Source organism: Streptomyces sp. NPDC051322 (assembly GCF_040689485.1).
Lineage (GTDB): Bacteria > Actinomycetota > Actinomycetes > Streptomycetales > Streptomycetaceae > Streptomyces.
Genome location: NZ_JBFBAK010000009.1, coordinates 125417 through 146711 on the forward strand (window position 1 = coordinate 125417; position 21295 = coordinate 146711).

A 21295-nucleotide genomic window follows, 5' to 3' on the forward strand; every position below is an offset into this window, starting at 1 on the left:
CGAGCGGCGTGATGCATGCCGGCGCTGTACTGGTTGTCGGGACGGTCCTGGCGGGCTGTACAGGAGGTGAACTCTCCGGCGAGAGCGCTTCATCAGGTGGCGGCACGTCCGCCAGGTACGGGACGAGCCCCCTGGCCGATCCTGACGGAACCAAGCCGGGACTGGCCCCGATCTCGGCAGAGAAGGACGAGGCGACAGCACGGGCGCTGATCTCCAAGGTGACGACCAAGGGGAGAGGGCCGAAGACGGGATACGACCGGGACGAGTTCGGCTACGCGTGGATGGACACAGCGGACGGGGTGCCGCTGGCGCGAAACGGCTGTGACACACGAAACGATCTGCTGAAACTCCACGGTCGGAACGTCGAGTTCCGTACGGGTTCCGACTGCATTGTCGTGTCGATGGACCTGTACGACCCGTACACCGGCAAGGACATCGCCTGGAAGAAGGCCAAGGCCACCGAGGTGCAGATAGACCACGTGGTGCCGTTGTCGTACGCCTGGCAGATGGGCGCCGCGCGCTGGAGCAAGGAGAAGCGGCGGCAGTTGGCCAACGACGTGCTGAACCTCTTGCCGGTCTCGGGCTCCACGAACTCCTCCAAGCGGGACTCCGGTCCGGCATCCTGGCTGCCGCCGAACAAGGCGATCCGCTGCTCGTACGCGGTACGGTTCGCGCAAGTGGCAGCCAAGTACGAACTGCCCGTGACGTCGGCGGACAAGACCATGATGCTGCAGCAGTGCAGCGCTTGAGGTTCCAGAGGTTCGGCAGCTCTGCAGGCCGCTGCTGTCAGGCTTGGGCACCCTCGTTCTCGTCTCTGCAGGCATCCTTTGGACCGCACCACCAGGAGAAACCAGTGTCGTACCCGCAACCGCTCACCGCTGAGGAGAAACTCGCCGACGCGAAGAAGCAGCTGAGCCTCCCGCGTATCGTGGTGATCTGCGGTTCCACCCGCTTCATGACCGAGATGACCGAGGCCGATCTGCGGGAGACCAAAGCCGGAAAGATTGTCGTCAAGCCGGGCTGTGACATGAAGTCGCCGCACGAACTTTGGTCCGATCCTGTCGAGGCCGAGGCGCTGAAGGTTCGACTCGACGACCTGCACCGGGCGAAGATCCGGCTCGCTGATGAGGTGCTCGTAGTCGGCGACTACATCGGAGACAGCACCCGAGCCGAAATCGCCTACGCCCGGTCGCTGGGCAAGCCCGTACGGTTCACGCACCCCGAAGTCGACCCCGACGCCTGACCGCCCACCCCGGGCTGGATGCGTGGCAGCGCTACCTTCAGCAGCCGGAGAGCGCGACAGGACGGCGTGAGTGAGTCAGGGCTGCACTGGTGATGAGCCCGTGGCCGTCCTGGCACCTTTGAGCTGCTTGACCACCCCTCCCTGCTTCCCGGCAAGCTGAGCGTGAAGGCGACGGGCGTCCGATTCCAACTCGGCGTTCCTCAGGGCGAGGATCTGGATCTGGTTCGCGTACGCCGCGACGGTGGCACGCAACTCCCGGATCTCGGCGCCCTTCTCCCGGCGGAGTTCCCGCTCGGACTGTTTCAGGCGCGCGACTTCCTGCCTTAGCTCGTCGGACTCAGGACGCCTGGCCTCAGGCGAGCTGAGAATCCCCTTGATGACTGCCGCGACGGGAGAGCGGTAGTACGAGGCTCGGGAGACGCCTGCCTCGGCGGCGATGTTCACTGCTGAGGTGCGCCCGTCGGTGATCTCGGGGCGGCCGAGCATGAGCTGCTCGAAGGCGCGCGTGATCCGCTGGTCGATGTCGGTCAGGCCGGAGTTCTCCCGGGCCAGGCGGGCGAAGGCGGTGCGGACGGCTTGAAGGGTCTCGTCCATGGAGCCGGTCATCGTCAGGAGTCCTCGTGGTCGATCTCGGCAATCAGGCGGGTGAGCGTGGACAGGTGTTCGGCGATGGCGAGCTGCTGGAGTCGCGGGAGGTCGGCGGCCTCGCCGAATTCGGCCCGGGCCATGTCGTGTGCTCGTTCCAGGCAGGGCAGGTGGACGGCGGAGCGGCGGGAGTTAGGGCAGTTCATGCACATGTCGAGCATGGGGACGGGGCGTCCCAGTGGCTTGGCCCGCTTGCGGCACACGGCCGTCTCCGCCTGGTAGAAGCAGTCGTTCAGCACGCCGGGATGCAGGGTCTTCGTCAGGTGGTGCAGCAGCGTTCTCAGCCGGGAGGGGCTGGCCACCACGCCCGGCAGGTCGCCGAGTTCGCTGCGGATGCGGTCGAACTCGACCTCGATGCGCCGGGCGGCACCGCCCGCTGAGGGGCCGCCGTCGTTCCAATCGTGGTAGAGGTCCTCGACGTAATCGAGCTTGGCCACGGCCTCCTCGGCCGCGACCTCGTCGGCGAAACCGGAGGCGGACGTTCCCGCGTAGCCCTCGAACATGGTGATCGCGGCGTGCTTGTACTGGCGGGCGCCCGCAACCACGCCGAAGGGCTGGTGGGCGATGTGCCAGGCGAGGGTCCGGCGGAACTGCCGGGTGTCGAAGGCCCATGGAAGAGCTGTGGACTCTGCTACTGCTGCCTCTTCCGCTGTGTCGTTCGGAACCGCGGCGTCGGTGATCGGGCCGGTATCGGGCGGTGGGGTTGCTGTGATCGTGGGTACGTAGAGCCCCTCCGGTGTGCTGAACAGCTCGTTGAGATGGTCCCGGAAAGCCCGGATGCGGCGTGGCATGTTGCTGAGCAGCACGTACCCGTTGCGCCCACCGCCGTCGTAGCCGAAGAGGTGGCCGGGGTCGTCGTTGATCTCGCGGAGTACGGCGACGGCCCGGTGGACGACATCCAGCACGACCCATTCGGCTTCCTCCCCGCTCAGGTCGCGCCCCTTGCCCTTGTAGACCCGACCCCGGAGTTTGTACCGGGTCCGTCCGTCGGCTCCGCGCTCGGTGATGGCGCAGTCCCGGCCCAGCTCACGCACCTCCACGTCCCGCATCCCCGACAAGTAGGCGATGACGATCCAGCAGGCCGTTCGCAAGAGGGACAGCTCGTTGGCCAGGGTGAAGGGGCTGAGCCTCGGCCGCCAGGGGCCGGCCGAGCCGGACCATGGCGACATCGGTGTGTCGAGCCCGCCCTCCTCGTAGCCGATCTCCTTCCCGGCCTCGACCACGAGCGCAAGCACTTGTGACGTCTTGGCGACACCGGCGAGGAGGGAGACGAGGCTGTGGTTGGGCACCTGTGGCACGCCGTCGACGACGACGGCGCCGGGCACGGTGTGGGCCGTCCCGAGCGGTACTGCGGGGATGCCCCGCCCGGCCTCGCGCCGTTCGGCGATGAAGGACAGCACACGTTCCCGCGCCCGGCCCTGGGCCAGACAGCGGCTGTCGCGTGCTGTTTCGAGCGCGTCGATCTCTTTCTGGGCGGCGAGGATGTCCCCGCTCGCCGTCTCCACGTAGAAGATTGCCGCTCGCAGCAGGGGAGCGAGGACCTCCTCAGGGATGCGGGGCGTGGTGTTCTCGCCCTTTACGCGCTGGAGTCCGACGACACCGTAGGCGCTCCGGCCGTTCCACGGCAGGACGCCCAGCCTGGCCTCGGACAGGAACGGTCCGTGGGCCGACAAGTGCTTCAGGAAGGTCACGTTTCGAACCGCGGTGTGCGGGCTGCTCTGCCACCTCTTCAGCGCGGCGTCCAGGTGGGTGTGTTCCACGTCGGGCATTCGTGCGGCGCCCACGGCCTGCAGATCCTCCATGACGACGATGAACGTGCGCAGCTCGGTGGCTGCCGTCGTCGCCTTGAGCGGCCCCAGGCCCAGCGAACCCCTGTTCAGGCGGGAGGCGATGTACTCCTTCGCCGCGCGTCGCGTCACAGGGTCGACGATCTGCGTGAAGTCGAGCCGCCACGTCCGCCAAGTGCGGGGGAGCACGCACCGTAGGTCCCAGATGTCCTCGGCCAGGCGCGGGCCACGGCCCGGCAGCCCGACCGTGAGGCGCTTGGGGAGCACGAACTCCGCGGAGCCCTCGGACGGTGTCAGGTCCTGCTGCCCCGACCTGGGGTGGGGTACGGCAGTCACGAGATGACCTCCAGAAAGGACGAAGGCAGGAGCAGGCGATCACCATCGGCCTCGGCGATGGCCTGGGCCGTGGCGAGCTGTCGCGTACTGAAGCGGGCACGGACACCATGGACGATGCGATCCCATGCGAGACCGAACCGTGCATCCCACTCGGCGGTGGGGTACTCCTCGCGCTGCCGCTCCAGGAAGTCCAGGAAGGACAGTAGACTCGGCAGGTGACGGCCGGTGAACACCGCGTTCGGGCACTCCAGACAGCCCCAGGCCGGTACCGGGCAGGCGGCTCCCGGCTTGCGGGCGAACGGGGAGGCAAAGAAGTCGCGGCAGGAGGCAAGCCACACGTCCTGCTCACCGGAGAGTGCCGACTCGATCTCCTGCGCGCTCAGCGCGGCCTCACCGTCGTCGAGTCGACCGCCGACGTCCGAGAGCACCACCGGCGGGGCCAGAGCCGCGCCGAGCGCCTGTTCAAGACCTGCCTCCACCGCCTGCTCGTGCGTCTCCTTGTGGGCATCGATATCGGCGTAGTGCTTCGCCGCGACCGGCCGGGTGTGACCGGATGCGAAGTCCTCCAGCACCCCGCCGGCCCTCAGGTACTGCCGGGACTTGACGGTCTTGCGTACTCGGCGCAGGTCAAGGGCGACGGGTTCGCCGTTGCTGTCGGTGAGGCGGTCGAGCCCCCGCCTGGACATCCACTCCCGCGTCGCGCCCGACCATGGGGTCAGCCCGCCAAAGGGTGCGCGTGCTTGTCCGTGGCTGCTGACGTCGCACCAGAGCGCGTCGGTGCCGACCAGGTCACGTGTCCTCTTCGTGAGACGCAAGGCCAGCCGGATCACGCCGCCGGGAAAGTGCAGCGAGCCACCGTCGGAGACCCTGATCGTCTTGTGCGTGGAGCCCGGGGCACGCTTCTTGACGTAGGCGACGCTGACGAAGCCGCGTGCCGGGCTGACCAGACAGTCTGAGCGCAACTGCCGGAGGCTCTCGGGTTCCATACCCGTCTGGCAGGCCAGCAGGAGGAGGAAGGGCACCAGGTCCCGCGCAGTGAGGTGGAGACGGCCGTTGATCTCCGGTCTGCCGCCCAAGGGTCGCAGGATCTTGTACGAGATGTCGTCGGCGGTCAACGGCCCGTGGTGGGCGATGTACCAGAGGACGTTCTCCACTCGGTCCCAGCCGTGCTGACGTGGGTCACGGCCGGTGGCTGCCAGCTTCTCGCCCTCCAGGATCCGGTCGCGGATGCGGGCGATGTCGTCCCGGGCGGCACTCTCCAGCGCGTCCAGCACCGGGAACGGATACGCGTCGAGCGGTTTCGTCGCCCGGTGGGCTGAGGCCGATGTGAATCCCAGCCGTGCATGAAAGGTGGCGTCGAAGGCGTCGGGGTGCGCCTCGTGCACCAGCTTCAGCAGCCGCACGAGGTACGTCATGGTGAGGTACGGCTCCTTGCTCCGCTCCCCGTACTGGATGATCAGCTTCTGCTCGAACGCGTCCAGGAGGTCGGGGGCCAGGTCACCGAGGTGCAGATCAGCGGCGGCCGCAGGCAATGCCGCGGCGGTGAACTCGACGAACTCACGGATGCGCCTGACGACGTAGCGGACGCCGTTGCGGTCACGCATGGTGCCGGGGCTGCTGATGACGTCGGCGAGGGCACCGGCCAGGGCGCGGGTGAGACGCGGACATGGAAGCTCCGACAGATCGATGTGCTCGGGAGTTCCGTCCAGATCCACGGCGAAGACCACGGGGCCGATCGACGGTACGGGATCCGCCGGGGCAGGGGCGTTGACCGCGGCGGGGAAGCGGACGCGGCGCGGGCTCACTGGTACTCCTCCGTCTCCGTGCGTACCTGCTCGAAGGCTGCGGCCTGTTCGTCCCAGTCGTCGAGAGCCGCAAGAACGATCTCCTGGGCCTCGTCCAGCACGTCCAGGTAGGTGTAGACCGTCGCCTCGTGACGGTGGCCCAACAGCAGCTGGAGCCTGCGCAGAGGGTTGCCGATGAGCAGGCGTTTCACCTCGGCGTGCGTGAACCGTCGGTCCTCCTGCATGCCCAGCGCCCGGACCGTCTGCCGCAGCAGGAGGCCGAGCATGTGGACGGCGAAGGAGTGCCGCAGGGTGTGCGGGTGGACATCGAAGTCAAGGCCGAGGGCTGAGCACCGCTCGTTCGCCCGCCGGAACACCGACTGCCAGGTGCTGGCGCGGAGCGGCAGCCCGTTCTCCCCCAGCCACAGCCACAGGGGTCCGCTGGCACGGCCATTACCGTCGAGCTGCAGGAGCCGTGCCCGGTCCATCGTGCCGATCCGCGAATACGACCAGCTGGTGCCGGACTCGAGCGCCAGGGCGTGCCGGTTCGCCCGGCGCACCGGAAGCCGATCCGCGCACGCCTCGTACACCCCCTCGACGCGCCGCCGTTGCACGAGCTCGTCCCGCTCGATACCGACGTAGTGGTGCAGGTCGCGGGCGACCCGGGGGCGGACATACACCGTCCGTGCCCTATTGCGCTTAGCCACGGCGGCCGAGACAGTGATGTCGCCGAGCACACGTCTTCCGGTGACCGGCGGCAGTTCCGCCGTCAGCAGGCTCGTGGCTTCACCCAGGCGCATGCCGGTACAGATCAGCAAGTCTGCGAAGAGGGCGTTGCGTTCGCCGTTCCGTCCCCGCCAGGCGGGATCGGGGGAGCCGTCCGGCAGCAGCCCCCGCAGGCCGATGTCCCGCCAGAGCATGAAGTCTTCGTGCGACAGGAACCTGATCGGCTGCCGGGGCACCTCGGGCTCGGCGGCGGCGTTGACCCGAACCCGCTTCGGTCCCTGCGGCGATACCACGGTCTTGTCGACGTACCGGAACGGCTCGGCAGGTAGCAGTTCCTCGTACAGCGACCACTGCACCCACTTGTCGAGCGCCGCGATTGCCCGGTTCCAGGTCGCCACCGACACCTTGCCCTGACCGCCACCGTGCAGCCGTACGGCTTTGTAGGCGCGCAGGTCGGCGCCGTCCGAGTTCCAGATGGATTTGCCGCTCCGGGACTCGTGGAGGAAGCGGCAGTAGAGCATGACGTCGGTGCTGTAGGCGATGCGGCTGTTCTCCGATCGCACGCCCCAGTTCTCCAGATCGCGGAGGAACCGGTTGAGGTGGAGGTCGTAAGTGCCGTCGGGGCCGAGGATGAAAGGTCTTTGGTCATCGGCCCCGGCTCGGCGGAGCACGGTGCTCGCGTCGAAGGGAGGTTCATCCTTCGGGGAAGGGTTGAGCACCGTCCTATGGAGGAGAACCGTCGATTCCACGTCGGTACCAGCATCGTCGGAGTCCGTCGCGTGCAAGTCGCCCTCCCCCTGTGAGACATGTCGTACGCACAGATAACGGGGCGACTGGTGAGACAGTTACGGGTGCCGACATAAACGACCCGCTCAATCTGGTCGCCGCCGATTCCTCCGCGAACCGCCAGAAGGGGGACGGCGACGCGGCGACCTGGCTGCCCGCCAACAAGTCCTACCGCTGCACCTATGTGGCGGGCCAGACGGCGGTCAAGAAGAAGTACGGGGTGTGGGTGACGCAGGCCGAGAAGGACGCGATGGAGCGGGTGCTGCAGGGCTGCCCGGACCTGAAGCTGCCGTCGGGCGGCAACCCCACCGAGGCGCCGGCCACATCCACCGGCTGACGTGATCGCGCCGGTACGGGCGACACCGGCGGCCCGCGCGTAGGGTGAAGCGCATGGCCCCGCCGCTGCCCGGCCCGCTGGCCGCCCTGGCTCCGCTGCTGGACGACTACGGCTATCTGGCCGTCGGTGTGGTGATCTGCATCGAGGACTTCGGCGTCCCGGTACCCGGCGAGACGATCCTGATCGCCGCCGCCGTGTACGCCGGAGCCGGGCAGCTGAACATCATCCTGGTCGCCGTGATCGCGGTGCTGGCAGCCGTCCTCGGCGACAACATCGGCTACCTGATCGGCCGTACCGGCGGCCGTGCCTTCGTGCACCGCTGGGGCCGCTACGTCTTCCTCACCCCCGCCCGGTTCCAGAAGGCCGAGGACTTCTTCACCCGGCATGGCGGCAAGATCGTCACCGTCGCGCGGTTCATCGAGGGACTGCGCCAGGCCAACGGCATCATCGCCGGAACCAGTGGCATGCCCTGGCGGCGCTTCCTCGTCTTCAACACGCTGGGCGCGGTGCTGTGGGTCGGGCTGTGGGCGAGCCTCGGCTATCTGACCGGCACACACATCGGGACCATCTACGAGCAGATCAGCCGCTACACGATCTGGGTCGTCGTCGCGGTCGCCGTGGCCCTGGCCGTGTTCGTCGCCCGCCGTCTGCTGAAGCGCCGCAGGAACCGGGAGCAGTGACCGGACACCCGACCGGCCCTCAGGACCGCCGGTCGGGACAGCAGGCCCGGACAGCAGGTCAGGAGCCCAGGATGCTTGCCAGGAACTCCCCTGTCCACGACAGCAGTTCGCGCCCCACCACCGGCTTGCCGCCGATCCGGCCGGCCGTCGGGCGCGGCACCAGGATCTGGTGGGCCGACGCCTTGATGACCGTACGCGGGTAGAGACGCTTGAGGCGCAGCTCCTGCGACTCCCGCAACTCCACCGGAGCGAAACGGATGTTGGAGCCCTGCAGGACGATCTCGCCGACCCCGCAGGCCCGCGCCAGCATCCGCAGGCCGGCCACCAGGAGCAGGTTCTCGACCTGCTCGGGAAGCTTGCCGTAGCGGTCGGTCAGCTCCTCGCGTACCGCCTTGATGTCCGCCTCCGAGTTGGCGGAGGCGATCGACCGGTAGGCCTGCAGGCGCAGCCGCTCGCCGGGGGCGTACTCGTGCGGGACGTGCGCGTCGACCGGCAGCTCGATCTTGACCTCCAGCGGCGGCTCCTCCTCCGCGCCGCCGTCGACCGCGGTGCGGTAGTCCGCCACCGCCTCGCCGACCATCCGGATGTAGAGGTCGAAACCGACCCCCGCGATATGGCCGGACTGCTCGCCCCCGAGCATGTTGCCCGCGCCGCGGATCTCCAGGTCCTTCATCGCCACATACATGCCGGCGCCCATCTCGGTGTGCTGGGCGATCGTTGCGAGCCGCTCGTGCGCGGTCTCCGTCAGCGGCTTCTCCGGCGGGTACAGGAAGTACGCGTACCCCCGGTCACGGCCGCGGCCCACCCGGCCGCGCAGCTGATGGAGCTGGGAGAGGCCGAAGTTGTCGCCGCGCTCCACGATCAGCGTGTTCGCGTTGGAGATGTCGATACCGGACTCGACGATCGTCGTGGAGACCAGCACATCGAACCGCTTCTCCCAGAAGTCCACCACCACCTGCTCCAGCGCGCTCTCCCCCATCTGCCCGTGCGCCGTCCGGATCCGCGCCTCCGGCACGATCTCGCGCAGCCGGGCGGCCGCCCGGTCGATCGAGTCGACCCGGTTGTGGATGTAGAAGACCTGGCCCTCGCGCAGCAGTTCACGCCGGACGGCGGCCCCGATCTGCTTCTCCTCGTACGGGCCGACGAAGGTCAGCACCGGGTGGCGCTCCTCGGGGGGCGTGGTGATCGTCGACATCTCGCGGATGCCGGTCACCGCCATCTCCAGGGTCCGGGGGATCGGCGTCGCCGACATCGTCAGCACGTCGACGTTGGCGCGGAGCTTCTTCAGCTGCTCCTTGTGCTCCACACCGAAACGCTGCTCCTCGTCGACGATGACCAGGCCGAGGTCCTTGAACCTGGTCTCCGAGGAGAACAGCCGGTGGGTGCCGATGACCAGGTCGACCGAGCCGTCCCGGAGTCCTTCCAGGGTGGCCTTCGCCTCGGTGTCGGTCTGGAAACGGCTCAGCGCCCGCACGACCACCGGGAACTGCGCGTACCGCTCGGTGAAGGTACCGAAGTGCTGCTGGACCAGCAGCGTGGTGGGGACCAGCACCGCCACCTGCTTGCCGTCCTGGACCGCCTTGAACGCGGCGCGCACCGCGATCTCGGTCTTGCCGTAGCCGACGTCGCCGCAGATCAGCCGGTCCATCGGGACCGTCTTCTCCATGTCCTCCTTGACCTCGGCGATGGTGGACAGCTGGTCGGGGGTCTCCACGTAGGGGAAGGCGTCCTCCAGCTCCCGCTGCCACGGGGTGTCCGTGGCGAAGGCGTGGCCGGGCGCCGCCATCCGCGCCGAGTACAGCTTGATCAGGTCCCCGGCGATCTCCTTGACGGCCTTCTTGGCCCGTGCCTTGGTCTTCGTCCAGTCGGCGCCGCCGAGCCGGTGCAGGGTGGGCGCCTCACCGCCGACGTACTTGGTGACCTGCTCCAGCTGGTCGGTGGGGATGTAGAGCCGGTCACCGGGCTGGCCGCGCTTGGCGGGGGCATATTCGACGAGCAGGTACTCGCGGGTCGCGCCCTGCACCGTGCGCTGCACCATCTCGATGTAGCGGCCCACGCCGTGCTGCTCGTGAACGATGAAGTCGCCGGTCTCCAGCGTCAGCGGGTCGATGGTCTTCCGGCGGCGGACCGGCATCCGGCCCAGGTCCTTCGACGCGGTGCGCTGACCGGTGAGGTCGGTCTCGGACAGCACGGCCAGTTTGATCGCCGGGTCGATGAACCCGTAGTCGAGCGACCCGCAGGACACGTGCACGACCGACGGGACGAGCTCGCCGAGGTCCTGGTCGAGGCGGGCGGCGATGCCCTCGCCGCCGAGCACCTCGACGGTACGGCCGGCCGGGCCGTGGCCCTCCGTGATGTACACCGTGCGCCAGCCGTCGGCGAGCCAGCCCTTGGTGTCGGCGAGGGCGCGCGCGGTGTCGCCGCGGTAGGACTCGGGGGCGTGCATGCCCAGTTTGAGGGTGTCTCCGTCGAGTTCTTCGTCGGCGGCGAACGGGCTCACCGACCACCACATCATGCCGAGCTCACTGGCCCGGTCGCGGACGTCCGCCATCCCCCGCAGCGATGCGGCGCCCACGTCGATGGGTGCCTCGCCGCCACCGGCGGTGGCCGCCCAGGACGCCTCCAGGAACTCCTGCGAGGTGGCCACCAGGTCGGCCGCCCTGCTGCGTACCCGCTCCGGGTCGCACACCACGGTCATCGCACCCGCGGGCAGCACGTCGAGCAGCAGTTCCATATCGTCGACGAGTACCGGAGCCAGTGACTCCATGCCCTCCACCGCGATCCCCTCGGCGATCTTGTTCAGCAGCTCGCCGAGCTCGGGATGGGCCACCGCCAGGGCGGCGGCCTTCTCCCGCACCTCACCGGTCAGCAGCAGCTCACGGCAGGGCGGCGCCCACAGACCGTGCTCGGCGACCTCCAGGGAACGCTGGTCGGCGACCTTGAAGTAGCGGATCTCCTCGACCTCGTCACCCCAGAACTCCAGCCGCAGCGGATGTTCCTCGGTGGGCGGGAACACATCGAGGATGCCGCCGCGGACGGCGAACTCGCCCCGCTTCTCGACCAGCTCGACCCGGGCGTACGCGGCCGCCGCGAGCGCCTCGGTCACCTCACTCAGGTCCGCCGACCGCCCCGAGCGCAGTGACACCGGTTCCAGGTCGCCGAGCCCCTTGACCTGCGGCTGCAGCACCGACCTGATCGGTGCGACGACCACGCTGACCGGCCCCGCCGACGGGTCGTCCGCCTGCGGGTGCGCAAGCCTGCGCAGCACCGCGATCCGCCGGCCCACCGTGTCCGAGCGCGGGGAGAGCCGCTCGTGCGGCAGCGTCTCCCAGGACGGATACTCCACCACCGCGTCCTCGTGGCCCGCCGGCATCAGCGAGCGCAGCGCCGCCGCCAGGTCCTCCGCCTCCCGCCCGGTGGCGGTCACCGCGAGCACGGTCCGCCGGGTCTCCCGTGCCAGCGCCGCGATGGCGAAGGGCCGCGCGGCGGGCGGACCGACCAGGTCGACATGGCTACGGTGCCCGTCGGTGGCGGCCTTCACCGCTTCGGCGAGCGCGGGGTCCGACAGAGTGGCATCGAGCAGACCGTGCAGGCTCATGAAGAACGCTTTCCGTCCGGGGGCAACGCGGGGGGCAACGCGAAGGGCCCGACACGTGTCACGGGCCGGGGCTCTCCAGCGTACGACGTGCCGAGCACCGGCCGCCGCTCGGAGCCGCTCATCGCTGACGCCCCGCCCCGGCCGGGCCGGACATGATCCGGCCCCGGCAAGCGCACCTGGCGCTCACCGGGGCCGCACCCCCGTCCCCGTTCCCCCGGCTTCGCTAGTCGCTGGCGATCGCGTTCAGTACGTTCATCCGGCCCGCCCGGAAGGCCGGGATCAGCGCGGCGAACAGTCCCACGAAGGCCGAGGCGACGAAGACCCCGATGATCGTCGGCCACGGGATGTCCAGCACCCGCATGCCCTCCAGGGCGAGCAGCTGGTGCGCGGTGGCGCCCCAGCCCATTCCGAGGCCCAGGCCGAGCAGCGCACCGAAGAGCGCGATGACCACCGACTCCAGCCGGATCATCCGGCGCAGCTGACGGCGGGAGAGGCCGATCGCCCGCATCAGGCCGATCTCCCTGGTCCGCTCCACCACCGACAGGGCCAGGGTGTTCACCACACCCAGCACCGCGACGATGATCGCCAGCGCCAGCAGACCGTAGACGATGTTGAGCAGCTGACCGATCTGGTCCTTCAGGTTCTGCTTGAAGTCCGTCTGGTCCCGCACCTGGTACTGCGGGTAGGCGGCCATGGCGTGCTTGAGCGAGGCGTACGCCTGCTTCTCCTGGCCGTCCTTGGCTCCCGCGAACATGATCTGGTTCAGCGGCATCTTCGCGGCCGGCACGTACCGCTCGGCCGTCGAGATGTTCATGTACATGGCGCCCTGGTCGACCACGGTGTCGTCCGAGGTGATCGCCGCGACCGTCAGACGCGCCGTGCGCCCGTCCTGGAAGTCCACACTCAGCCGGTCACCGACCTTGACGTGCTTGGCCTTGGCGTAGCCGTCGCCGACCGACATCGAGTTCTTGGCGTACGCACCCGTCAGATCGCCCGAGACCGTCTTGCGCTGCAGGTCCTTCTGGTACGACGGGTCGGCGGCGGTGACCGTGGTGGTCTCCTTGACGCCGTTCGGCGCCGTGAGCGTCGCGTCGATCACCTTGTACTGGGTGACGTGGTCCAGGCCCGGCACCGACGCCATCGCCTTCGCCGCCGCCGGCACGATCGGGCCGCCGGCGTCGCTCTGCACCAGGAAATCGGCGCCCACCGACTTGTCCAGCTCGTCGGTCGCCGAAGCGACCATCGACGAGCCGACCACCGACAGACAGGCCACCAGCGCCAGTCCGATCATCAGCGCGGCACCCGTAGCCCCGGTACGCCGCGGGTTACGCAGCGCGTTGCGCTCCGCGAGCCGCCCGACCGGGCCGAACAACCGCAGCACCACCGCACTGATCGCCCGGACCACCACACCCGCCAGCAGCGGGCCGATCACCACGAAACCGATCAGCGTGAGCACCACGCCCAGACCCAGCCAGAGCGAACCCTCACCCGACTTGTCGGCGCCCGCCGCCAGGAAGAGACTCCCCGTGCCGGCGCCGGTGAGCACCAGACCGATCACCGCACGCACCAGCCCGGCCCGGCCGTCCGCCGGCGTACCGGCGTCCCGCAGCGCCGCCATCGGCGAGGTCTTCCCGGCCCGCCGGGCCGGCACATACGCGGCGACGACCGTCACAATCACGCCGAGCAGCACACCCACGGCCGGCGTCGTCCACTTCACCGTCAGGTCACCGGTCGTCAGATCCATCCCCACGGCGCCCATGAGCTTCATCAGCCCCACCGCGAGCCCGACCCCCGCACCGACCCCGAGAACCGAACCGAACACACCCAGCAGCAGAGCCTCGACCAGCACCGAACGGTTGACCTGCTTACGGCTGGACCCCAGGGCCCGCATCAGGCCGATCTCCCGGGTCCGCTGGGCCACCAGCATCGAGAACGTATTGATGATCAGGAAGATGCCGACGAGGAAGGCGATCCCCGCGAAGCCCAGCATCGCGTACTTCATCACATTGAGGAACGACCCCATGGAGTCGCGGTTGGCGTCCGCGTTCTCCTTCTGCGTCTGGAACTTGTACGGGCCCGGCAGCACCGCGGCCACGTTCCGCTTCAACTGGACGTCGCTGACGCCGGGCTTCGCGGTCACCGCGATACCGGTGAACAGGCCCCGCCCGCCCAGCAGCTTCTGCTGCGCCGTCGCGGTGTCGAAGTACACGATCGCCGCACCCGGATTGGTCACCTTGAAGGTGGCGATACCGGAGATCCTGGCCCGGATGTCACCGGTCACCGCGATGGTGCGCAGCGGGTCACCGATCTTCAGGTGGTGCTTCTTCGCGGTGTCCGCGTCCACCATCACCTCGCCCGGACCGCGCGGCCGGTGACCGGAGGTGACCTCCATCGACTTGGCGTCGCTCGCCGTCCAGTTACCCGCGATGGTCGGCGCGCCGGTGCTGGAACCCATGTTCTTGTTGGCGCTGTTGACGACGGTCACGCTCATGCTGCTGACCGTGCCGTCGGCCGACTTCACCCCGTCGGCCTTGGCCGCCTGCCGCACCGCGGAAGCCGGCAACGACACCGGCTTGCCGTTCCGCGGGGTTTCGTCCGCGCCCTTCGCGGACTTCGGCGAGACGGTGACGTCCGGCGCCGTGGCCGAGAACAGCTTGTCGAACGTGGTGTTCATGGTGTCGGTGAAGACGAGCGTGCCGCACACGAACGCCACCGACAGCAGGACCGCGACGGCGGAAAGCGCCATCCGCCCCTTGTGCGCGAAGAAGTTGCGCATCGAGGTCTTCCAGACGGTCATGACGTCCGCCCGCGCGCGTCGAAATCCTTCATACGGTCGAGGACCTGGTCGGCGGTGGGACCGTACATCTCGTCCACGATCCTGCCGTCCGCCAGATACAGCACCCGGTCCGCATACGAGGCGGCCACCGGGTCATGAGTGACCATCACGATCGTCTGCCCCAGCTCGGACACCGACCTCCGCAGAAAGCCCAGCACCTCCGCGCCGGCCCGCGAGTCCAGATTCCCGGTCGGCTCGTCCCCGAAGATGATCTCCGGCCGCGCCGCCAGCGCCCGCGCCACCGCGACCCGCTGCTGCTGACCGCCGGACAACTGCGTCGGCCGGTGCTTCAACCGGTCGGCGAGACCCACCGTCTCCACCACCTGACGCAGCCACTGGACATCAGCCTTGCGGCCCGCTATGTCCATCGGCAGCGTGATGTTCTCGATGGCGTTGAGCGTCGGCAGCAGATTGAACGCCTGGAAGATGAAACCGACTCGGTCCCTGCGCAGCTGCGTGAGCTTCTTGTCCTTCAGCCCGGTGATCTCCGTGTCGGCCAGCATGATCTGCCCCGAACTGACCGTGTCGAGACCCGCCAGGCAGTGCATCAACGTCGACTTGCCCGAGCCCGAAGGACCCATGATCGCGGTGAACTCGCCCCGGGCGATGTCCACATCGACATGGTCCAGGGCAACCACCCGGGTCTCCCCCGAGCCGTACGCCTTGACGACCTGCCGCGCCCGCGCGGCAACGGCCGTACGCCCTCCAGTGCCCCCGTGCCTGGGAATGCTCACAGCCGTTGTCACGGTCAATCTCCTCAGTCGGTCCGTCTCACGTGCCGGTCAGCCGGTACACCAGGAGTCTGCCGAGCTCACCACGCCCGCACACTGGTGCACGTATCCGACTGCGCCCTGGGGTTTTCCCCACCCGAACCCTCGGGCGGACGCCCCGGCAGCCATCAACAAACGCTAAGGACCGGCCGGGCTCCGCTCGTCCTCCGCGTGGACGAACAGCCCCCCGGCCATCAGTAGGGGACGGACCTTAAGGGACCTCACCCCGCGAGCGGGGCCGCTCTCGGGGTCACCGGCGGCCCCCGGACCGGGCGGGGGCCGGGAAAGCCGGTCAGCCCTCCGCCGGCGCCCGGCCGGTCAGCGCCGCCAGGCTGCTGCGCACGTGCGTCAGATGCGCCCGCAGCTCCTCCTGCGCGGCCGCGTTCTCCCGGAGCAGCCGCTCCGTCTCCCGCTCCACCCGCTCCGCCCGCACACCCGCCCGCGAAACCAACTCCGCAGCCCGGGCCTCCGCCTCCTCCTGACCGTGCCTGGCCGCCTCCTCGGTCTCCGTCAGGGCCCGCTGAGCATCCACCAGACGGCTCTCCGCCCGGGTGATCAACTCGGCGTGCCGGGCGTCGAACTCGGTGTCCCTCGCCACGAGTTCACGCTCCGCGCTCTCCCAGCGCTTCCGGTGACCCTTCTCCAGCCCGGCCAGCTCACCCGCCGTCCGCTCCCGCGTCTCCCGCAGCAGCGCCAGCGCCTCGGCACGCCACTGCTTCACATCCTGCCGCGACCCGACCCGCAGCTTCTCCGACTCGGCCGCCGCGGCCGTCAGCACCTGCTGGGCATGCGCCTCCGCCGCCGCCAGCACCGCGTCGGCATGCGCACGCGCCGCATCCCGCACCTGCCGCGCCGCTGCAGCCGTCTCGTCCTGCAACTTCTGCGCGGCCGCCCGCGCCTCCGACCGCAGCTCATCGGCCTCCTCGGTGGCCAGCGCGATCATCGCCTGCGCCCGCTCCCCGAGCGACTCGTACGTCTGCGGCGGCAGCGCCGCCACCTGCTCGGCCAGCTCCGCCGTGGCAGCGGCCATCTCCTTCTCGAGCACGGTCAGCCGCGCCGCCCGCTCCCACGCCTCATCACGCTCCGCGGAAAGCCCGGCCACGAACCGGTCCACCTGCTCCGCCCGGTACCCACGGCCCCGCACACCCGCGAAGCCATGCGGTGACTCCGATGCTGCACTCATCCTTCAAGCCCCTCTTCGACACGACACGCGACACGGCACGCAACTCGGCAACCGACACAGCACCCACCCCGCAAGCACCGGTACGACACTCGACGCAGCTCGGCGCGACTCGCGCACATCTTGCTGGATCACCACGAAGCACTCATAATGCGACACTCCGCCCATCCCACCCCACCAGGATGCGTCACCTCGCCCCGTAAGTCGGCATCACACCGCCGAACACCCCTCGCATCCGGACACCCCGGCGCACACGACGAAGGCGCCCGGCCGCACTCTGCGGCCGGGCGCCTCGCCCACACGATCAGCTCACCTGCTCAGAGCAAGCCGTCCCACATCTGCTCGAGCAGCACCGACCACCAGTTCTCCGGCGAACCCAGCGCCGCCGGATCCAGCATCATCAGCTGCGCCTGGAAATCGACCGTCCAACGGCCCGCCTGCTCCGGCGTCAGCCCGAACCGCAGCCGCCACATCCGGCCCAGCAGCGCCAGCGACCGGACGAACTCCGGCAGCCCCGAATTCACGAACTGCGGCGGCACCGGCTGACCACCCGGGCCCGCCTCCACCGGCACGGCCACCACATGCGCCGTCCCGTACTGCACACAGATCGCGCGCCCGAAGTCCGAGCCCATCACCAGATACGAACCCGCGTCCGGGGCCGGCTGCACCTGCCGCTGCGCGGCAAGCTCCGCCAACGTCGGTACCGGCTGCCCCGGCACCGCCTGCGCCCAGAAGAACGGACCGAAATCGACCGGCAACCCCGCCCACACCAGCGTCTGCGCCACCAGATCCGGCACACCCTGACGCGAAACAGCCCGCTGGTCGAAACGGAAGACCCCCGGCCCGAAACTCTGCGCCAGCTCGTGCGCGACCCCCTCCGGGGGAATCGGCGGCACCGGCTGGACCGCCGGCAACGGAGCCCGTACCGGCGCAGGCCGCGCCGGACCGTCCGCCACCTGGTGCAACTCACCCTGGTGGGTGAGCAAATGCTGCATGCCCTGCTGACGACTGGCGTGATCCCTGCCGTACGGAGCCACGCTGGTGATCCGCACCTGCGGCCAGGTCTCCCGGATCATCCGCGCGCAGTACCCACCGGGCAGCTCACACGACTCCAGCTCCGTATGCAGCTCGATGACCTGCTGCGGAGGCACATTCATGGCCCGCAACTCGTGCAGCATCTGCCACTCCGGATGCGGAGTACCGGGCGCCGAACGGCGGATCAACTGCTGCTCGGACCCGTCCGGCGCACGGAAGCGCAGCACCGCCTGATAGCCGGGGCCCACCGTCGGCACGCCGGAGGGCTGCTGCGGCGGATAGCCGTACTGCGGGGTCCCGGCCACCGGCGGCGGACCTGCAACCGGCGGCGGACCGGCCACAGGTCCCGGACCGGCCAGCATGGTCTCCGCATGGTGCACCCCGCCACCCGCACTGCCCCGCGGCGGAGTCGGCGGGCCGGGGGGAGCGGGTGGGCCGGGCGGCTGCGGTGCGCCGGGCCCGGCGGGGCCGCCCTGGCTCGGATGCGCGAGCATCGTCGCGGCGTGGTGCACCCCACCGACGCCGCCGGCCGGCGGCGTCGGCGGACCGGGCGGGCCGGGCGGAACCGGTGGCTGCGGGACACCGGGAACCCCGGGCGGACCCGGCGGCCTCGGCACGCCGGGTCCGGCCGACTGACCGCCCTGGCTGGGGTCGGCGAACATCGTCGCGGCCTGGTGCAGACCACCACCACCGCCGGCCGGCGGCGTCGGCGGGCCGGGCGGCTGCGGGCCCTCGGGGCCCTGCTGCGAGACCAACTGCGTGGGCACGTACCCGCCGGCACCACCGGCCGAAGCCCCGGTGGACGGCACAGCGCCCGCGCCAGGACGCGCACCCGGGGTTCCCGGGGCACCGGGCGGCGGCGGCGTGCTCACGCCACCGCCGCGCGGAGTCCGCGCCGAACGCGGAGGCGACACGGCCTTGCTGGTCGCGGCATCGTAAATATCACCGGAACCGTCACTGCTGTCAGCAGCAGGCGGCGCGGACTGCTGCGGCAACGGCAGCGGCTGGGCCGGTTGCTGCTGGGGCAGTTGCTGCTGCTGGGGCGGCGGCCCCTGCGGGTCCGGCGCGTTCACCGCCGGAGCGACCGCGGTGGGCGGCAGCTGACTGCCGCCCGACAGCAACGCGGTCCTGGCCTCCGGCGCCGCAGCGGGCGGCGGCGGAGCCGACTCGCCGGGATCGGACAGCGGCGGCGCGAACACCGTCGCCGGCAACGGCACCGACGCGTCGTCACCGTCGGAAGCGACACTGGTGTCGATCCCGGCCCACGGCGTCCCGCCCGCCGTAACACCTTCATCAGCCGCCGGCTCGCGGTCGGCCCCGGGCGTACCGGCCCCGCCCACAGACGTACCGGCCCCCGCAGACGTACCCGGGCCGGAATCCGAACGCCGGTCCGGGATACCCAACTTGTCCGCCGCGTCCTGCAACCACTCCGGCGGCGTCAGCAGGAACGACGTCTGGTTCAGATCAATCCGCTGCGCAGGCCCCGGCGCCGCCGGCGCATCATCCGGCGCCCCGTACTCCTCCTCGTACCGACGGACCACCTCACCCACCGGTAGCCCCGGCCACAGCGTCGCCTCGCCACTGTCCCGAGCGATCACCAGACGCTGCCGGCCGCCCCCGCCCGAAGGGCCTCCCCCAGAGCCTTCGGCCTGGGAGGTGCCCCCATCACGGTCCTCCGCCCACACCACGAACCCGAGGTCGAACTCCCGCACCCGCACCTCACGGTGCTGATACGCCGGAACGTCCCCATTGACCCACTCCTCCGCGCGCTCCTGCGCCTGCGCGAACGTCACCATCGGCTCATCACCCCTCGGCCGAAACCGGAACAGCCTGCGCGAAGCCGCCGTCCACCATCAGGTTCGCCACCGTCTCCAACTCCGGCGGATTACCCGCAAGACGGCTCAGGAACTCGTCGAAATCATCACCGCACGGCAGCAACAGCCGCTCCACCCGCTCCGGCGGCGGCCACTCGTCCCGGTCCCGCGCATCGTCATACGCACAGAACCAGACCGAACCCATCCCGCCGCCCTTGACCTTCACCGCGAGCAGACCACCCTGGACGAAACCGACACCCAGATAGTCCTTCGTCAGGTGATCACGCAAGCACTTGTTGACGTACACCAGATCGTTCACCGCGGCCTCGTCCCGCACCGTGAAGAACGGCTGGTCCACCAACAGACCCAACTCCGCGTCCAATGCCGTACCCACCGGCGCACAACCACCCGCCGCCTTCAGGAACGAACGGTACGCACCGGGCAACCGGTACCCCAGATCCTCCTCGGCGCCCAGCACCTGCTGCTCGCCCACGGCCACCGACCCCTTCGGCAGACCGAAATGCGCGGGACGGGTGTCCTGAAGCGGGCGCGTCCCCCGCTTCGACTGATCCACCGCCGCCGTCGCCAGACCACCGTGATGCCGCAGCAACGCCTTGACCTCGACAGGAACCAACTCCAGCCGCCGCACACCCGGCACATGGTGCCAAGTCCAGCCATGCGGAGTGGCAACCGCCGGAATCGTGTCCCACAACTCATGCCCCGACGCGGCCAGCGCCGCATTCGCCGACACGTAATCCGTCAACCGCAACTCATCGACGCCGAACCCCTCAGGAGGATCAGCGATCTCCGCGGCGGCACGCGCATACGGCGAAAACACCGGAAACCCGTTCTCGTCCACCCGCACACCCCGGGGGTGACGCGAGGCCCGGACCGGATCCGGAAAGTTCACCAGCTGCCCGGCGTAGGCCGCATTCGGTGGCGCGGTCTGCTGCCCCAGCCGACCTGTCGTCATGGCGGTTGCCCCTTGCTGCGAATGGCTTAGTAGCGAACAGACTATGCGGTGCGGCAAGACCCGGCCCCGCACCTCCACCGCCGTAACGGACTGTCACGTTCGAGTGACCCCACGCCGACACAACACACCGAACCACCGCCCCAGCTTCCGCACCACCCGCCACATTTGGCAGGCTGACCCCGCAACTCGGGGGCGTAACACCAGCAGTAGCCCGCTGCGGGGTGGGAGGGGTAACACACCATGCACACCACACAGTCACCACAAACCGGACCAACCGGCGACCCACGCCTGCGCTGGTCCACCAGCGAAACCCGCCCACCACAACTCCGCCACCGCCGCGACGGCATCCTGCCCACCGTCGCCGCCGCACTCTCCGTACGCGGCGCCGACACCCTCACCTCCACCGCCGGCAAAGCCGACCAGCCGCCCGCCCTGCACCCCCTCGTCCAGGACTTCCTCGCCACCCTCACCAGCGGCCAACGCGAACGCTTCACCGGACGCTGCCCCGAAGCGATCCTGCTCTCCCGCCACCTCACAGCCGCCGAAGCCGGACGCTCCAAACGCGCCGCCCGCAAACCCCTCACCAACGGCGAAGCCCGCCGTACCCTGAAACACGCCAAGATCACCGCACGCCACATCCGCGAGGACGGCGACCCCCTGCACGGCAGCTACGCCCCGCCCTGCCGCTCCTGCACGGCCATGCTCGCCCACTTCGGCGTACGCGCCGTCGACCCCGCCGCCGAGAAGGACTGAACCACCGCAGAT

Annotated in this window: 14 protein-coding genes and 1 pseudogene; 5 read left to right on the forward strand and 10 right to left on the reverse strand. The window is 69.7% G+C overall.

The window, feature by feature from the left end; genetic code table 11:
• Positions 1 to 11: 11 nt before the first annotated feature.
• Together AB0436_RS21730 and AB0436_RS21735 are read left to right on the forward strand one after the other, a co-directional pair.
• Positions 12 to 749, forward strand: a complete 738-nt coding sequence (locus AB0436_RS21730; protein WP_366469752.1) for an HNH endonuclease family protein — start codon at positions 12 to 14, stop codon at positions 747 to 749.
• Between the two features lie 104 nt (positions 750 to 853).
• Positions 854 to 1243, forward strand: a complete 390-nt coding sequence (locus tag AB0436_RS21735) for a hypothetical protein (protein WP_366469560.1) — start codon at positions 854 to 856, stop codon at positions 1241 to 1243.
• A gap of 75 nt (positions 1244 to 1318) precedes the next feature.
• Here the strand turns inward: AB0436_RS21735 and AB0436_RS21740 are convergent, their stop codons facing one another.
• Genes AB0436_RS21740 through AB0436_RS21755 form a run of 4 tightly spaced genes read right to left on the reverse strand, consistent with a single transcriptional unit; the run spans position 1319 to position 7192 of the window.
• Complete coding sequence (locus AB0436_RS21740; protein WP_366469561.1) at positions 1319 to 1849, reverse strand: hypothetical protein; 531 nt, start codon at positions 1847 to 1849, stop codon at positions 1319 to 1321.
• A gap of 2 nt (positions 1850 to 1851) precedes the next feature.
• Positions 1852 to 4011 carry a hypothetical protein gene (locus tag AB0436_RS21745; protein ID WP_366469562.1) on the reverse strand — a complete coding sequence of 720 codons (2160 nt, stop codon included), beginning with the start codon at positions 4009 to 4011 and terminating at the stop codon, positions 1852 to 1854.
• Positions 4008 to 5816 (reverse strand): hypothetical protein, encoded by a 1809-nt coding sequence (locus AB0436_RS21750; protein ID WP_366469563.1) that lies wholly within the window; start codon positions 5814 to 5816, stop codon positions 4008 to 4010. The genes AB0436_RS21745 and AB0436_RS21750 overlap by 4 nt, the downstream gene beginning before the upstream one ends.
• Entirely contained in the window at positions 5813 to 7192 is a 1380-nt protein-coding gene (locus AB0436_RS21755; protein ID WP_366469564.1) for a tyrosine-type recombinase/integrase, read from the reverse strand. Before AB0436_RS21755 ends, AB0436_RS21750 begins: the two co-directional genes overlap by 4 nt.
• A 191-nt stretch (positions 7193 to 7383) precedes the next feature.
• On the opposite strand from AB0436_RS21755, the pseudogene AB0436_RS21760 reads away from it, so the two are divergent.
• Positions 7384 to 7644: pseudogene (locus AB0436_RS21760) on the forward strand (HNH endonuclease family protein); the annotation flags it as partial.
• Between the two features lie 53 nt (positions 7645 to 7697).
• The gene (locus AB0436_RS21765; protein WP_366469565.1) at positions 7698 to 8324 is read left to right on the forward strand and encodes a DedA family protein; all 627 of its coding nucleotides are present in this window, start codon (positions 7698 to 7700) and stop codon (positions 8322 to 8324) included.
• A gap of 58 nt (positions 8325 to 8382) precedes the next feature.
• On the opposite strand, the gene mfd is transcribed toward AB0436_RS21765, so the two are convergent.
• From mfd to AB0436_RS21795, 6 genes are all read right to left on the reverse strand, one after another.
• Positions 8383 to 11922, reverse strand: coding sequence for a transcription-repair coupling factor (mfd, locus tag AB0436_RS21770; RefSeq protein WP_366469566.1), 3540 nt, complete (start codon positions 11920 to 11922; stop codon positions 8383 to 8385).
• Between the two features lie 223 nt (positions 11923 to 12145).
• Positions 12146 to 14719 carry an FtsX-like permease family protein gene (locus AB0436_RS21775; protein ID WP_366469567.1) on the reverse strand — a complete coding sequence of 858 codons (2574 nt, stop codon included), beginning with the start codon at positions 14717 to 14719 and terminating at the stop codon, positions 12146 to 12148.
• A complete protein-coding gene (locus tag AB0436_RS21780) occupies positions 14716 to 15504 on the reverse strand; it encodes an ABC transporter ATP-binding protein (protein WP_366469568.1) in 789 nt (262 codons plus the stop codon). The genes AB0436_RS21775 and AB0436_RS21780 overlap by 4 nt, the downstream gene beginning before the upstream one ends.
• A 316-nt stretch (positions 15505 to 15820) precedes the next feature.
• Complete coding sequence (locus AB0436_RS21785; RefSeq protein ID WP_366469569.1) at positions 15821 to 16711, reverse strand: cellulose-binding protein; 891 nt, start codon at positions 16709 to 16711, stop codon at positions 15821 to 15823.
• 314 nt (positions 16712 to 17025) lie between these two features.
• Positions 17026 to 19539 carry an SUKH-4 family immunity protein gene (locus tag AB0436_RS21790; RefSeq protein WP_366469570.1) on the reverse strand — a complete coding sequence of 838 codons (2514 nt, stop codon included), beginning with the start codon at positions 19537 to 19539 and terminating at the stop codon, positions 17026 to 17028.
• A 7-nt stretch (positions 19540 to 19546) separates the two neighbouring features.
• On the reverse strand, positions 19547 to 20530 hold the full coding sequence (locus AB0436_RS21795) for an SMI1/KNR4 family protein (RefSeq protein WP_366469753.1): 984 nt from the start codon (positions 20528 to 20530) through the stop codon (positions 19547 to 19549).
• 240 nt (positions 20531 to 20770) lie between these two features.
• On the opposite strand from AB0436_RS21795, the gene AB0436_RS21800 reads away from it, so the two are divergent.
• On the forward strand, positions 20771 to 21283 hold the full coding sequence (locus AB0436_RS21800; RefSeq protein WP_366469572.1) for a YwqJ-related putative deaminase: 513 nt from the start codon (positions 20771 to 20773) through the stop codon (positions 21281 to 21283).
• The last annotated feature ends 12 nt before the right edge of the window (positions 21284 to 21295 follow it).